The organism is Pseudomonas sp. Hz4 (assembly GCF_054898165.1).
The window spans coordinates 525,541-539,994 of the sequence record NZ_CM142719.1; the positions used below are offsets into that span (position 1 = coordinate 525,541).

At 55.3% G+C, this 14,454-nt stretch carries 11 protein-coding genes, 1 tRNA gene and 4 pseudogenes; 6 read left to right on the forward strand and 10 right to left on the reverse strand.

The window, feature by feature from the left end:
* Positions 1-5 precede the first annotated feature (5 nt).
* Together ACYZTR_RS02350 and ACYZTR_RS02355 are read right to left on the reverse strand one after the other, a co-directional pair.
* Positions 6-368, reverse strand: a complete 363-nt coding sequence (locus tag ACYZTR_RS02350; RefSeq protein WP_461976139.1) for a hypothetical protein — start codon at positions 366-368, stop codon at positions 6-8.
* A gap of 37 nt (positions 369-405) precedes the next feature.
* Positions 406-1,746 carry a CHASE2 domain-containing protein gene (locus ACYZTR_RS02355; protein WP_461976141.1) on the reverse strand — a complete coding sequence of 447 codons (1,341 nt, stop codon included), beginning with the start codon at positions 1,744-1,746 and terminating at the stop codon, positions 406-408.
* 269 nt (positions 1,747-2,015) lie between these two features.
* Between ACYZTR_RS02355 and fic the strand changes: the two genes are divergently transcribed.
* Positions 2,016-3,140, forward strand: coding sequence for a protein adenylyltransferase Fic (gene fic, locus ACYZTR_RS02360; protein WP_461976143.1), 1,125 nt, complete (start codon positions 2,016-2,018; stop codon positions 3,138-3,140).
* A gap of 26 nt (positions 3,141-3,166) precedes the next feature.
* On the opposite strand, the gene ACYZTR_RS02365 is transcribed toward fic, so the two are convergent.
* Positions 3,167-4,324: an AAA family ATPase gene (locus ACYZTR_RS02365; RefSeq protein WP_461976145.1), complete on the reverse strand. Its 1,158-nt coding sequence runs from the start codon at positions 4,322-4,324 to the stop codon at positions 3,167-3,169.
* 331 nt (positions 4,325-4,655) lie between these two features.
* On the opposite strand from ACYZTR_RS02365, the gene ACYZTR_RS02370 reads away from it, so the two are divergent.
* From ACYZTR_RS02370 to ACYZTR_RS02390, 5 genes and pseudogenes are all read left to right on the forward strand, one after another.
* Positions 4,656-4,877 (forward strand): tautomerase family protein, encoded by a 222-nt coding sequence (locus ACYZTR_RS02370; protein ID WP_007939483.1) that lies wholly within the window; start codon positions 4,656-4,658, stop codon positions 4,875-4,877.
* Positions 4,874-5,317, forward strand: a pseudogene (locus ACYZTR_RS02375) (DsbA family oxidoreductase). Before ACYZTR_RS02370 ends, ACYZTR_RS02375 begins: the two are co-directional and overlap by 4 nt.
* A 42-nt stretch (positions 5,318-5,359) precedes the next feature.
* On the forward strand, positions 5,360-6,070 hold the full coding sequence (locus tag ACYZTR_RS02380) for an SDR family NAD(P)-dependent oxidoreductase (protein WP_461976147.1): 711 nt from the start codon (positions 5,360-5,362) through the stop codon (positions 6,068-6,070).
* A 536-nt stretch (positions 6,071-6,606) separates the two neighbouring features.
* Positions 6,607-6,777 (forward strand): annotated as a pseudogene (locus ACYZTR_RS02385) (phage portal protein); the annotation flags it as partial.
* A 308-nt stretch (positions 6,778-7,085) separates the two neighbouring features.
* Entirely contained in the window at positions 7,086-7,997 is a 912-nt protein-coding gene (locus ACYZTR_RS02390; RefSeq protein WP_461976149.1) for a hypothetical protein, read from the forward strand.
* Between the two features lie 140 nt (positions 7,998-8,137).
* Here ACYZTR_RS02390 and istA read toward each other — a convergent pair.
* The 7 genes and pseudogenes from istA to ACYZTR_RS02425 all read right to left on the reverse strand — a co-directional run.
* A pseudogene (istA, locus tag ACYZTR_RS02395) lies at positions 8,138-9,274 on the reverse strand (IS21 family transposase); the annotation flags it as partial.
* Positions 9,275-9,453: 179 nt separating this feature from the next.
* A pseudogene (locus ACYZTR_RS02400) lies at positions 9,454-9,897 on the reverse strand (integrase arm-type DNA-binding domain-containing protein); the annotation flags it as partial.
* A 172-nt stretch (positions 9,898-10,069) separates the two neighbouring features.
* Positions 10,070-10,145, reverse strand: a tRNA-Thr gene (locus ACYZTR_RS02405).
* Positions 10,146-10,264: 119 nt separating this feature from the next.
* Positions 10,265-11,506, reverse strand: a complete 1,242-nt coding sequence (locus ACYZTR_RS02410; protein WP_461976151.1) for a nucleoside deaminase — start codon at positions 11,504-11,506, stop codon at positions 10,265-10,267.
* A 300-nt stretch (positions 11,507-11,806) separates the two neighbouring features.
* Entirely contained in the window at positions 11,807-13,036 is a 1,230-nt protein-coding gene (locus ACYZTR_RS02415) for a methyltransferase (RefSeq protein WP_461976153.1), read from the reverse strand.
* Entirely contained in the window at positions 13,017-13,706 is a 690-nt protein-coding gene (locus ACYZTR_RS02420; protein WP_461976155.1) for an ABC transporter permease, read from the reverse strand. The genes ACYZTR_RS02415 and ACYZTR_RS02420 overlap by 20 nt, the downstream gene beginning before the upstream one ends.
* The gene (locus ACYZTR_RS02425) at positions 13,703-14,398 is read right to left on the reverse strand and encodes an ABC transporter permease (protein ID WP_461976157.1); all 696 of its coding nucleotides are present in this window, start codon (positions 14,396-14,398) and stop codon (positions 13,703-13,705) included. Before ACYZTR_RS02425 ends, ACYZTR_RS02420 begins: the two co-directional genes overlap by 4 nt.
* Between the last annotated feature and the right edge of the window lie 56 nt (positions 14,399-14,454).

Sequence of the window (14,454 nt, forward strand, 5' to 3'; positions counted from 1 at the left end):
ACGCCTCACTGTTTGCAGCCCGCACCAAAACCGATGGTGGAGTTATTCTGGCTATCGGCAATTTTGCTGCTCGGCATTTTTTGGCAAGGCAGTTTGACCAGCTTGCTGGGGTTCAGGCGCAGGTCCATGGTATCCAGCCAGACTTTCTGGCCCGCCAGTTCAATTTGCACCAACTCCAGCGCCTCATTGTATTGCAGCACCGGTAGCGCATTTTTCGGGGCGTCCTTTAACGGTAGCTCCCGCTCAAGTTTGCCTTGGGCGTCGAGCAGCGCTATCGGGTCGGCGAGAAACGCCTCAACGGTTGGCGTGGCCGACCAGGCTGCCTGGCTGAACAGTGCGGTGAGTAACAAGGCGGCTGTTCTGGTCATCCTGATTCCTTTTTGTTAGATGAAAATGAGTGGTCAATCAGTGCTTGCGCGCAAAGCGCGCCTCGATTTTTTCGCTGAATATCGCCAGTGAAAGCATCAGCACGGCGAGTACGTTGACGGGAGTAAAGTGCAACTTGTGAAGCCCATAGCTGAGCAGTATGAGCACTCCGACCACCAGCCCGAATGACAGAACGGAAGAACGGAAAAAGCCGTTTCCCCAGTCCTTCAATCCTATGATTTTTGACCCCGAACTCTGTCGCTCATGCAGCGCTTTGAACGCCGCGATCAGCCCAAGCAGCGCGACCTCCACCAGATCGAGCCAATTGATATCGAAGTTCAGGAGGTTGGCTGGCTCGCGGTCATAGTTCATGCCCAGCGTGACGAGGTTATCCAGCGCCATGGCATGCAGGTAGATGCCTGGAATCTTGCCGTGCACGGGCGACTGCACAAGGTCTCCCGTGGAGGTGATGTTCGCGCCGACCAGCACCAGGCGATCACGCAGCAGTTCGGTCAGCAAGGCGCGGTCTTCGGGCGTGCTGACCTCCAGATCGCTGGCTGAGAGTGTGAGGTTATAGAGGCACCGTGATTGATCGGCACCGGCCAGTTTCCAGAAAATCGCCTGAAAAAACTCCTTTGCCAAATCGACAAAGAAACCTCCTGGGGCTGAGCACTGGGCGATATCCGCGATGCGCATCTGTTCCGGCGCCAGGTTAATCCCCCACTGAATGGCGATCGGTGGCTTCTGGACAGCGGCTTGTGTATCACTTGGCAGATCAGCGCAGGAATGCGCCTGGCAATAGTGGCGATATAGCGAAGACGCTGGCGTTTCCATCAGCCCCAGCGGCGTTTCGACTGCCAGTGGGTACTTATCGCCAAACCCGCTCCATACCACCAATGCAGGGCTGCTGACCTTGGCCAGATTGCCCAGCGTATTGGCCTGACCTTCTTCTCCTCGTACCTGACCGGTGTCTGCCAGCAACAGTGGAATGCCCTGGTGGCGGTAGCGTTCGAAGACATTGGCCAGTAACTGACTACTCTGGGTCGGATCGCCCAAGGAGTGATCGTGGCTATACATGAAATCAACGAACACCGCCTTCGGCTTGTAAGCCAGCAAGCGCTTGAACAACTTGCTTTGTTCGCCGTACGGCATGGGCCAGTGCGTGTTGTTGCGCATCAGGTACGCGTCGTCGATCAGAATGACCGCGACTTGCTGTTGCCCTGTGTTTTTGTAGCTGCTGGCAAACACGCGATTCAGCCACTGTGCGGAGGCATTGTTGCTCGAACTCGAAAGCCCGAACGGATCAAGTACAGCCAGGACCACGATAAGAGCCCCGAGCACGTACTGCCAGCTAGAAAATAGTGGTGATCTGGCCGACATCCCTGGCTCGATAAAGTCAAATGAGCTGACGTTTTAGGTTAGTTCGATAGATGATGTCAAGGCGCCATCTTTTGTGATCGTTAGCTCATGTCGTCAAAACTCGATTTCGGGAACATGTATTGTCATCGTGTCGTTCGCGGCGACATGTTCCCAAGACGTGTCGCAAAAAGTGAAAAATTGCGACACGTTATGGCCTCATGTCTACACTGGCGACATGAGTAAAGCCTCTCTCTGCTCAAAAATCATACAAAATGATCAGGATCGCATTCATGACCGAACCGTTGCTGCCATGGCAGGCTGACAGGCCATACAACCAGCTGCCGCTGCTACCGCCAGGAATCGAGCTGGAAACGCGTGCTGTCCTAAAAAAATGTATTGAGGCGCGCACCGCTTTGGCCGAGTTGAAGCAGGCGGCAGAGTTGATCCCGAATCAAACGGTCCTGATCAATACAATTCCCCTGCTGGAAGCGAAAGACAGCTCGGAAATAGAAAGCATCGTCACCACCACAGATTTGCTGTTCCAGCATGCTCAAGACACTGAAAACCATGCGGACCCGGCGACCAAGGAAGCGTTGCGTTATCGGACGGCGCTGAATCAAGGCTTCCAATCCCTGACCCAACGACCGCTGTCCACCAACACAGCTGTAGAAATCTGCCGCACCCTAAAGGGCGTAAAGTTGGATATCCGCCGCACGCCAGGTACACAGTTGGCAAATGACCGCACCGGTGAAGTCATCTACACCCCGCCCGAAGGGGAGGAGCATTTGCGTAACCTCCTCGCCAACTGGGAACGCTTTCTACACAACGAAATCGATCTCGATCCCCTCGTTCGTATGGCGGTCGGACATTATCAATTTGAGGCTATCCATCCTTTTATCGATGGTAACGGTCGCACAGGACGGGTCATCAACACCTTGTTCTTAATCCAGGAAGGCCTGTTGAACCTACCTATCCTCTACCTCAGTCGCTACATCATTGCCTACCGAGCCGATTACTACCGGCTCTTGCTGGAAGTCACGACTAAACAGGCTTGGGAGCCATGGCTGTTGTTCATGCTAAGCGCCGTGGAAGAGACTGCTCGTTGGACGACGGCCAAGATTGCGGCCATTCGTGTATTGTCCGAACACACCACGCAGTTTGTGCGAGAGCAACTGCCAAAAACCTATACGCGCGAACTGGTCGATGTCATTTTCGAGCAGCCATACTGCCGTATCAGCAACGTCGTCGAGAAGAAAATTGCTCAGCGCCAGGCTGCGTCTCGTCACCTGAAAGACCTTGTGACTATTGGAGTTTTAGAAGAGGTTCAGGTAGGTAAGGAGAAGCTTTTTATACATCCGAAACTGATGCAGCTATTGATCCGTGACAGCAATGAATTCAGGCATTACGCAAGTTAAGGCGTGTGGCAACAGCGTTGAGATCGCTAGCTAGCTTCAATCAGCGCTCGTTCTTCCAGCCAAATTTCCTGAACAAACTGGTCCGTAATCGCATAAATTCCATGCCCGCGCCGCATGATGATGTTCTCAGCAACCAGCGCAATCACCACCGGCTGAATCTCTTCTACACGCACCTCCCGGCCCACAGTCTTCGAATACTCAGCTGCAGCATCGATAGAGAAAATACCCCGAGCATCGCCTTGCGTAGACGCGATTTTGTTGAAAATAGCCTGAGCCAGGCTGCCTAACAGCTCCACTTTTTCAAGTTCGATGCTGGCCGCCGCCGAGCGCAATGTGCTGGCAATAACCGGTAGGAAAAGATCAGGGTCACCTTCTTGCTGCATGAGTTGTCGCAACGCTTTGAGCATTTCCTCGGGCCGGTTTCCCAAGGTATTGAATGCTTCAATGGCGACTTCGAGGGAAGGTAGCTTTTCTTTCTTCACCGTCGCAGCGAGCCGGTTAAGCAAGTATTCAACGTAATCCCCTTTCAGTACCGGATACGCTGTCGATGTCGCACCAGAAAACGCCTGGTTCCTCTTTGCCGTGAGTTCGCTGACTTGCGCCCTGTGCGATCCCGTTCCAATAAATAGAAAGTAACCCGGTGTATCTGGTCGAGGATTGATCGCATCACGAGCAGCTTTGAGTGCCAGAAGCAGCTGATTACCATCGTCGGAAGAGATGGCATGCTGCACTTCGTCGATGATCAGCACCAAGTTGGTGTTCGCTTGATCAACAACCTCTGTCAGCGCCTGCGCCAGGGTTGGCCCACCTGAGTTCCCGATGCTGTCGAGTTTGAAACCAAACTTGAATCCTGCAACGCCTATATCAGCACCGTTGACACGCTTGAGCATTTCGAGCAAACCGGAGCCCGGTGTTTGGAGTTCCTGCAGGGTTTTACGGATGGCGTCATGCACCAGTGTCGCGGGATTGGCCAGCGTGTCACTCCATAGGTCGACGTAAATGACCAGAGCACCCGCATCTTTCAGCGCAGGGATGAGGTCGCTCCTCAGGAATGTCGTTTTACCAGTCCTGCGCAGGCCGGATAAAAACAGGCCTGAGCGTAAACCTTCATCGAGAACGCCTGGATTGAGAAGCTGGTTCGCCATCTCTTCGGCCAATTCAGGGCGCTGAAAAATACTGCTCATGCAATTACCTCTTTTTATGGATACGCCATAATTATTGGCCAGCCATAATTTAGCATAAAGACTCATATACAGCCTGAAGTCAGTTTGATCGCTGTTTCTAAGGGTTTTTTGAGCGCAGAAGGAATGCTGACTGACAGGTCCTTGGCAACGAAATACAAATGATGGCGCTGAAAAGGAAGTTTCGACGCCGAGTAGGCGTGAGATCGCTCACCTATTACACCAAGTAACTAATGATGTTCCCGCCCCCACCTTTATCCCCTCCAGCTAACTCCATACATTGAGTTCCAACGCCTCCCCATCATCCCGATGAGAAGGTCACTGGAGATTCCTCATGCCTTTCGTAAGCGTACGCATCACTCGCGATGGCGTTACCTCAGAGCAGAAAGCTCAGGTGATCGCCGAAATCACTGAAACCCTGGAACGCGTCCTCAACAAGCGTCCCGACCTGACCCACATCGTGATCGAAGAAGTAGACACCGATAACTGGGGTTACGCCGGCATCACCACCACCCAGTACCGCAAGCAGCTGGCTGAGGCGGAGGGGCAGTCATGACCGCGTCGGTTTCAATCGATTTTATCTTCGACGTGGTGTGCCCGTGGTGCGCCTTGGGCGCGACGGCGCTGGAGCAAGCGATTGAGAACGTCGCCGGTGAAGTCTCGGTGGAGCTGACCTATAAGCCGTTCGAGTTGAACCCGAGCTGAAGAAGATCCTGTTGCGCGCTTACTTCAGCGAAGGCCAGAACCCGAGTGATCGCGAGACGCTGGTTCGTCTGGCCGTTGAAGCAGGACTGGATGCAGAGGCTGCTCAAGAGGTGTACATCCGGAGCGTTTGCCAAGGAAGTGCGTGAGCTTGAAGAGTTTTACCGCCAGCGTGGCATCAATTCGGTACCGGCCATGATCCTTAATGGTCGTCACCTGGTGTCCGGTTCGCAGTCGGTCGAGTACTACGAACAGATGTTGAGACAAATGGCGAAGGCTCCTGCCGAAGCCTGATTACTTACTTTTCAAACCATCATTTATTAGCAGAGGTTCATCATGAGCAATTCGAAAAAAGTCATCGTTATTACTGGCGCCTCCCAAGGTCTCGGCGCAGGCATGGTCAAGGCTTTCCGTGATCTGGATTACAAGGTTGTCGCCACTTCGCGTTCGATCAAGCCGTCTACCGACCCGGATATTCTTGCCGTGGCGGGCGACATCGGCGACCCGGCGGTCGCTCAGCAAGTTATTCGTGAAGCCATCGAACGTTTTGGCCGTATCGACACCCTGGTCAACAACGCCGGGATCTTCGTCGCCAAGCCGTTCACCGCTTATACCCAGGAAGACTACGCCGCGGTGCTGTCGGTGAACCTGAACGGTTTCTTCTACATCACCCAGCTCGCAATCACCGAGATGGAAAAACAAGGCCGCGGCCACGTAGTGAACATCACCACCAGCCTAGTGGACCACGCCATCGACGGTGTGCCGTCGGTACTGGCGTCGTTGACCAAAGGTGGCCTGAATGCGGCGACCAAATCCCTGGCCATCGAATACGCCAAGCGCGGGATTCGGGTGAACGCGGTCAGCCCCGGCATCATCAAGACGCCGATGCACGGCGAAGAAACCCATGAAGCGCTGGGGAATCTGCACCCGGTCGGACGCATGGGCGAGATCAGCGACATTGCTCAGGCGGTCGTGTATCTGGACAGCGCCAATTTTGTCACTGGCGAGATCCTGCACGTTGATGGTGGTCAGAGCGCGGGTCACTAAGGACAGCGTTTCCAAAAACCGGAAACAACAAAGCCCTCGTATTTTTACGAGGGCTTTGTTTTGTATGGTGCCGGTACCAGACGGAAAAATAGATCCGTCCCCTTTTTTCCTGCCACCACACCTCGGCTTCCAGAGCGCAGCGACGGGAATGGCGCCGTCAGACTTCGGAATCCTTCGAAGGCATCACTGCCTTCAACTGCTCTATCAACCAGGCGCAAGATCCCCACATCAGCGCTGCGTCCTGGTATTCCATCTGTCGATCCGTCAGGTGCATTGCGTCGTTCCGAACGTTGGATAACCGCAGAAAAGTTGAGTAGGTCAGCTCGTCTATGATTCGCTCGTCGCGTAGCACTCGCATCTTCAACACGGTGTTTCTGCTCTTCTCTGCAAACTCGAAGCCCAGATCATTAACCAACAGGTCTACGGTCGCCTCTACTTCAAGCCACGAATGCAGGATGGCTCCTCGTGGCGATACAGCAGCAAGTTGGAGAGCAACAGGAATTGAGAGGGGTGCTTGTTTGTCACCAGTTGGGGCGCGGATGAATCCCGCGCTGGCCGGGGTGATGCCGGAGAATGCGGCGGGGTTTGGGGATATTGAAAAAATCGATCGGGTTTATACAAACAATGAAATACGGCCTATTAGTCACTTGTTTATGCAGATAAATTATTGTTTACGAGTGGATAGGCAAGTGCATTGGGAGGGGTGAGAATCTTATGCAAACTGTGTCGCAGATCACGGTATATGCATCAATTCAACTTCCCGCACAGCCGCGCTAGGGTGGAATGGCGGGTTGCAAATCCGTTGATTTTTCAACTTAAGTTGCGCTTAATAAGGATTCGAGCAGTTCTTATTTCCATACGATATAAAAAACTAGTATTTTTAACAGTATGAGCAAATCGGAAATCAATCCACTATCGTGCTCCCTCTTGGAGTAATACTGTCATGAGCAGACTAGCATACGTGTGTTTTCGGCCTATCGAAGCTCGTCGTGGGTATGAAATAAACGATGGCGACTTGGAAAGTATCAATTTTTTTGGAGTAGTGGTATCGATAAGTGATCCGCCTATATCAGTTGATCCCGAATCACTTGTTAGCTATAAAAAGCAGAATTACCAGGTTCGTAACGCAGCGGATACTGCCGAGGAGCCGGCCTCGTTCAAAGATAAGGACTACATAAATTCTAAATACAGGCCTAAGACCCGCACGCAAAGGGTGGTTGTTAATGGGGCGGATAATAGTTATGAAGTTCCGTTTGGCGAAACGGAGGTGTTTGATATTAACGCGAACTCTATAATAATTGTGAATTGCCCAGACAAAGTTCAGAAAAACTGGTTTTTACTGGATGGCTCATTTTTGAGCCCGCAAGCATTCGCATACTGGAACCAAAATTTATTGCCAAAAGGGCTGCCGCCACGCTCCGCTGAAGAACTCGAAGCAGACCGAATAGCTAGCCTTTATCCGGAGCAAGTAGAAACTCTGGCCGTAGTTAGAATGAGTGATACATTTTCAAATTTCCAAGTGGCAACATTTGCACTTGACATTAACAATACTACAGTGGAACAGCTTAGGAGCGCTTTAACGCCTAAGCTTGGGGCTCAGCCGAAGAATACTCCAATGGCGTCCACTGACGCGTTTACTCCGGACGAAGTCGTGAAGCGTTTTCGTGACTCGTGGAAGAATACAGCAGTGGCATTTGATTCAATTAACCGATTTTGCAGTGTGCTAGACGGAAAGAAACGTGGTCAAAACCCGCCCGTTGGTGTCGCCGGAAATCACAGGCTCACGCTGACAGATGATTTACGGTTAGCCCAAGTCCTAGGCCGCGTTATCGTATACGTCCACCCCCAGCCAATTCCGAGGGAATCCTTTTTGTCTCAATTAAAAGAAAAAGGAATAGACGCTTTAATTGATATTGTAAGCGGGTGATGGTAGTGCTAGGAGATTAAAAACTTTGACTTCAACAGTTTTGCGAAGGCGAAAACAGTGCTGCAAATGTAAGCGTGTTTTTCAAATAACTAATTAATGGGTGGGAGTACCATAAGCTATGGGGAATAGAGTGGTGGTAATTTATGCTGCGAGCGCAGATGGCTAGCCACGCGTTGGTTGGCGTGGAAGCACTCGACGGTCTTAGCGGTTAGCCGCACTTCGAGTTGGTGCTTCACCAGCTGGTACGGCACCGAGTAGTAATGGCCGTCGACCTCGACGTGGTAGTCGATGTGGACGCGTACCTTTTTCCATTCGGCGTAGACGTAAGGGTGTTCCGGCAGCGCTTGCAGCGCCGGTTGGTCGATGCTCTCGAAGGCTGACCGGCGTGAGCCGGGCAGCTTCTTGAAGGGCTTCTGATTGAGGCGATCCAGCAGCAGCGCGATGGCTGTGTTGAGTTCGCCCAAGGAGAAGAACTGGCGGTTGCGCAGCACCGCCAGGATCCACCGCTCGACTACCTGTACGCCGACTTCAACCTTGGCTTTGTCCTTGAGTTTACGCGAACGCGCGGGCAGTACGGCTACGCCGTAATGCTCGGCGAGATCGCGGTAACTGGGGTTGATGTCCGGCTCGTAGCGATGCGCCTTGGTGACGCCGCTGCGCAGATTGTCCGATACCAGGATCTGCGATGTACCGCCGAGAAAGGCGAAGCAGCGCACGTGGGAGCCCAGCCAGTCGGGCAGTTTCTGCGACAAGGTGGCCTCGGCGAAGGTGTAGCTGGACGCGCCGAGGACGGCGACGAAGATCTGCGTTTGGCGGATCTCGCCGGTTCGCCGATCAATGACCGGCACGGTCTGGTCGGCGTAATCAACGAACAGCTTCTCGCCGGCACGGTGTTCCTGGCGCATGACCACGTCGACCTTGGCGGTCCAGAGGCGGTAGTGCTCGCAGAACCAGCTGTACTGGAAGCCTTGCGGATGGGCGAGTCGATACTCTTGCCAGAGCAGGGCCAGGGTTACGCCGGGGCGGCGCAGCTCGGCGTGGACATGAGCCCAGTCCGGCATTGGGCGCTGATCGCTGGGAACGGCGGGCGGCGGTGGAAAAAGCCGCCGTTGCAACTCGGCGTCCGTGAGCGCAGACGGCCAAGTCAGGCCGCTGGCAGCAAAGCGATTGAGGTACTCACCGACGCTGGCTCGACCCACTTACAAGCTGACAGCGACCTGGCGGGCAGATAGGCCGATCTCGAATTTGAGACGTAGCACTTCTCGAATCTTACGCATGGATAACCGCTCCACGACGACCTCTCTGCTTCGATAAAAGAGGTCGATGGTAGTGAATTAATCCTGCGTTGCTGCCTGCTTTAAGGGTGGCCGGATGAGCGTGGAACGGGTGGCCGGATCACCGTGGAATCAGTGGCCGGATGTTCATGGAATAGGTGGCCGGATGGCCGTGGAATCCGCAGGTCGACAATAGCGCGATCACCGATTATTGGAAAAACATGGGTTTTGAGACGGCTCAGGACCGTCTTGGCATGGCCCGGAGCCCATTTGGCAGACATCGCTTTGTGCCAGTCCAAGGCTGCGCTCTCAAAGGTTCGGCCTCGGATTATGGCTTGCGTCTTGGTTTGGTGTTTGGACTCGATGGGGTCGACGCCTTCCGCCAGCATGCGCTTGACCTCCATGCGCTTCTTGCGCGCATCGGCGAGGCCGACCACGGGGTAGTTGCCAAACGAGGTCAGTCCTTCACGACCATCAGGTTTTACATACATGAAACGCCAGCCTTTGCGGCCATTGGGTTGGACTAAAAGGTAGAGGCCGTCGCCGTCGAAAAGCTTGTAGGCGCGGTCGGTGGGCTTGGCTGAACGGCAAGCCGAATCGGAGAGTGGAGCAGTGGTGCGCGACATAAGGGTACTCCTCCCTTTATCGAATGACCTTACCCCTATCTTTATCCTTAAAACGGCTGGTATCCATAAGATTTTGGCGGAATCTGAGGGAACGCCAAAACGAAAAAACCCGCCAGAAGGCGGGTTTTTCGGGGGTTTCAGAGATTTTGAAAGCCTTCTCTGGAACCTTGTATGGTGCCGGCACCAGGAGTCGAACCCGGGACCTACTGATTACAAGTCAGTTGCTCTACCAACTGAGCTATACCGGCGTGTTAGGGCGACGATTATAGCGATTGCGTTGGTTCTGTAAACCCCTGAATTCAGACTATTTTTACGCAGCCGTCAGACCAGCCCCGCAGACGCTTCTGCGGGGCTGGCCAGTGAAGCGTTACACGCCGTTTTTGACCGCGTTGATCAGGTCCTGACTCAACACCTGCGCGGGCGCCACTTGCACGCTTTGCGTGTAGAACGGCGGCAGGTTTTGGGCGAGTGTCGACAACGCTTGGGCGGTGGTGTTGCCCGGCAGCAGCACGTATTGGAGGTTGGACGGATAGCTCTGCGGCACGGGGCCTTCCATGGTCGAACCGTACGCGCCGAAGGTCATTACGGCCTGTGGGGTGGTGGGGTCGGGGGCGTAGAGGAAGACGAAGGTGCCGTACTTCGGATGCGTCAGGTATTGCTCGGCTTGGGCGCGAACCGCTGGGTCGGGGTCGTTCATCAGGGTCCAGCGCATGACCGCGTAGTTGCGTGTGGTTTCCATGAACGCTGTACGAATCGGCGACTGGTTTTCGACGCCTCCCAGGCACACCAGCAGGTTGCCGAACGGATCGATGAGGGCCACCGAGTTGAACACCGGGCTGTGCTGTGCGGTTTGTAACAGTGGCGGGGCGAGTTCTGCGCCGGGGTCGCGTGGGTTGGCCGATTGCACGGTCAGCGCAAACGGGCTGAGCGCAGTCAGTGCCTGGCGGACTTTGCTGTTGGCCGGGAGGTTTGCAGGGTTTTGCAGTTGATCCGGCGGCAAACCGCTGTTGTTGCTGGCCTCGCGCACGGTGTTGACGCTGGCGGAGAAGATCGAGCTGGTGAGGAAGTAAACCGCCGAGTCGATGGTCTGGCCGCCGAACACCGGGCTGGTCGAACCCTGATAGGCCCGGCTGACAGGCGCCGCAATCGCGTAATAACCCCAGGTGTCCTGCGCCTGTTGGCGGATCTGCGGTGGCAGCGACGCAAAGGTGAACTGACTGTTGTAGTTGATGCCTGCATAGTCATCGATCGCACTGACGGCGACGTTAAATCCTGCAGTCAGCAGCGAACCGGCGCACATGGCGCATGGGTCCAGGGTGGTGACGACGGTCAACTGATTGGGCGGTGGCAAGTTCAATGGCGCGACGTTTTCGTAGTACCAGTCCACCAATTGCCGCTCGCCGTGGGCGGTCGGATCATGAGGTAGAAAGTACGTGGTGCCACTGCCGGGGAAAGGCATCAGCACGTTGTTGTGCAGCGCGGCGATGACCTCGCCCGTTGCGTTGTTGATGATGGCGCCACCCACCGCGAAGGTTTGCTGCAGCGCAGCATCAATGGCTTGGTTGGCGACGGTATCGACGGCTTCCTGTGCACTGTTCAATGTGCTCATGTTTTTCCCAGCTCCTTGCTGTTTTGAACGCCAGGCAATTCTGGCGTTTGGCAAAGATAGTTGAGGTTTCGCAGGTCGTTTATGTTTTTTGGCTGAACGCTTATGCACAACGGGATCTGTACCGCACCTGCTTAGAGGCAAATTTGTAGACCCATTCTCATTTTGCTCGCAAATGCCTGTTTTTTCGGTTTTTTATTCATGTGTACGAATATTGAACAGTAGTGTTTCAACCTCGTAACAGGCGTAAATATTGGATCCAGGATAATTCCATCAACAGAGTTATCCACAGGCTGGGGCTATTTAAGACCGTTCGGCCAAGAGTAGAAAATTACGCGGTGTGAGCGGGGTTTCGCAGAAGGTGCCGAGGCGAACCGCATAGCCTTGCTCGAACAGGAAAAGTGCCCGATCGAGTACCAGCCAAAGCTCCAGCGGGCGTCGGAGAAGGCCGCGCAACAGCTCCAGATTGCGCACTTCGGCCAGTCGCTGCCAACCAGCGGCTTCGAGTGCTGACCAATCCTGCGGACCTATTGTGGATAACTCTTTAAGTGCGGCCAAATGATGGCAGTAATCGGCGAAGGATTTATCCAGCCAGGCGCTGGGCAGGGAAGGGGTAGGCAGGTATTCGTCAATACCGCGCAAGTGCCGCTGCAGTAGGTCGAAGGCCAGGCGTCGGGCCATAGAGGCGTCGCGTTGACGTCGGACGCGAGCGCCGGCAGTCACGGTTTCGCTCATCGGTAGCGAAAGATCTTCGAGGGACAACTGTAGGTCGGAGCCCTTGGCCGACGAGGAAAGCGGCTGATACTCGCTCAGACTGATCCGGTTGTAGCAGCAAGGCGCGATGGCCAGTTGTTTGCAGCCTGTCGCACTGGCGAGCTGGATCAGCCGCACATGCAGATCACCGCAGGCGTGCAACGCTACCGGCGTGTGATCGGCATTCAAGAAAGAAGTGGCGTGCGCAGCGAGCACGTCTTGCTCGACATGCAGCGCATGCAATTGATGACGTTGGCTGAGTGCTTGTCCGCTGGAAACCAGCGCCGGGTCGTATTCCAGACAGGTCAGTTGTTGCCCGGTTTGCAGCAGACGTCGTCCCAAGTGTCCTTTGCCTGAGCACCAGTCCAGCCAATGACTCGGCGCGTCAGCAAACTGCAAGCGACTGGCGAAGGCTTCGATCTGTTGCCACTTGCGCCCCGGCACATCGACATTCAACCGATGGCCTGCCGCTTCAAGCGCATGAACCGGCAATTCACCCACTGCGCTCAGTTCGAGGGACAACGCCGCCAGCGAGGCAAAAGGCTCTGGCGCATCCAGCAAGCAAGGTTGGTTGTGGCTATGTTCCGCCTCTTCCAGCGACCGCCCGCGTAGCCATTCGGCCAGCTCCGGGTAGGACGCTTCCCAAGGAAGCTGCAGATGAGTAAACGGACGAGGTTTCCACAGCGCTTGATGCTCAATCAGAAAAGCATCCAGCGCCGCGAAACGGGCGAGTAACGCCTCGCCCGTCAGCACGCAGGCATCAACGTCCTTGGCAGGCATCGACGCGCAACCAGCGCTCCAGCTGCTTGAAACCGCGTACCAGCACATAAGCCATCAGCAGATAGAACATGCCCGCTGCGAAGAAGATCTCAACCGGCAGGTAGGTCCGGGCAATGATGGTGCGGGCCATGCCGGTCAGTTCCATCAGGGTTACGGTGCTGGCCAGGGCACTGGCCTTGAGCATCAGGATCACTTCGTTGCTGTAGGCCGGCAGGCCGATGCGGGCGGCACGGGGCAGGATGATATAGAACAGCGCCTTGGGCCGGGACATACCCAGCGCCCGCGCTGCTTCGATCTCGCCCGGTGGAATCGCCTGGATCGCGCCGCGCAGGATCTCGGCGATGTAGGCCGCGGTGTGCAACGTCATGGTCGCCGTGGCACACCAGAACGGATCGCGCAGGTACGGCCACATTGAGCTGTTACGGACCGCGTCGAACTGCGCCAGGCCGTAGTAGACCAGGAACAGCTGAACCAGCAACGGTGTGCCACGGAAGAAGAAGATGTAGCCGTAGGGAAATGCCCGCACGTACCAGAGTCGCGATGAGCGGGCGATGCCTAGCGGAATTGCCAGCAGCAAACCCGCGATCACGGCGATGGCCACCAGCTCCAGGGTCAGCGTCGCGCCCTGAGCCAGTTTCGGCAGCCACTTGATGATGATTTCCCAGTTCATTGGGTGCTCCTTGCGAAGCCGCGAGCGGCACGTTTTTCCATAAAGTACATGCCCGTCATGGCGAGAATTGTCAGACCCAGGTACATGAACGCGGCCACCATATAGAAGGTGAACGGCTGTTTGGACACGGTCACGCCAATTTGCGCGTGACGCATGAGTTCTTCCAGGCCGATCACTGACACCAACGCGGTGTCTTTCATCAGGATCATGAACAGGTTGCCCAGGCCGGGCAGGGCGATGCGCCACATCTGCGGCATGATCAGCTTGGTGAAGATGCGAAACTTCGACAGGCCCAACGCCACACCCGCTTCACGGTGACCTTTGGGGATGGCCAAAATTGCACCGCGAAAAACTTCCGTGGCATAGGCGCCGAAGCACAGTCCCAGCGCAATCACACCCGCAGCAAAGGCATTGAGTTCCAGGTCGGGGTTGCCGAAGAACTCACCCAGTGCACGCATCAGGTTGACCGTGCCGAAGTAGATCAACAGCACCCAGAGCAATTCCGGGATGCCGCGAACCAGCGTCGAGTAAGTGCCGCCAAGCCATTGCAGCGGCTTGTACGGGGAAGTCTTGGCCAAGGCGCCGAGTAGACCGAGCACCAGCCCCACGCACAAAGCAGAGAGTGCCAGTTTCACAGTCATCAGCGCGCCAGCGGCGAGCGCCGGGCCGAATCCGTAGAGATCGATAGTCATGGATTTCTTTTCAATTGCGGCAGGCAATGCCAAGGACTGGCGCCGTCAGCGAACGG

Excerpts from the sequence above, each read along its gene's own strand:
- ACYZTR_RS02350 (WP_461976139.1), bottom strand. The coding sequence starts at position 368 with ATGACCAGAACAGCCGCCTTGTTACTCACCGCACTGTTCAGCCAGGCA.
- ACYZTR_RS02355 (WP_461976141.1), bottom strand. The coding sequence starts at position 1,746 with ATGTCGGCCAGATCACCACTATTTTCTAGCTGGCAGTACGTGCTCGGG.
- fic (WP_461976143.1), top strand. The coding sequence starts at position 2,016 with ATGACCGAACCGTTGCTGCCATGGCAGGCTGACAGGCCATACAACCAG.
- ACYZTR_RS02365 (WP_461976145.1), bottom strand. The coding sequence starts at position 4,324 with ATGAGCAGTATTTTTCAGCGCCCTGAATTGGCCGAAGAGATGGCGAAC.
- ACYZTR_RS02370 (WP_007939483.1), top strand. The coding sequence starts at position 4,656 with ATGCCTTTCGTAAGCGTACGCATCACTCGCGATGGCGTTACCTCAGAG.
- ACYZTR_RS02380 (WP_461976147.1), top strand. The coding sequence starts at position 5,360 with ATGAGCAATTCGAAAAAAGTCATCGTTATTACTGGCGCCTCCCAAGGT.
- ACYZTR_RS02410 (WP_461976151.1), bottom strand. The coding sequence starts at position 11,506 with ATGAGCACATTGAACAGTGCACAGGAAGCCGTCGATACCGTCGCCAAC.
- ACYZTR_RS02415 (WP_461976153.1), bottom strand. The coding sequence starts at position 13,036 with ATGCCTGCCAAGGACGTTGATGCCTGCGTGCTGACGGGCGAGGCGTTA.
- ACYZTR_RS02420 (WP_461976155.1), bottom strand. The coding sequence starts at position 13,706 with ATGAACTGGGAAATCATCATCAAGTGGCTGCCGAAACTGGCTCAGGGC.
- ACYZTR_RS02425 (WP_461976157.1), bottom strand. The coding sequence starts at position 14,398 with ATGACTATCGATCTCTACGGATTCGGCCCGGCGCTCGCCGCTGGCGCG.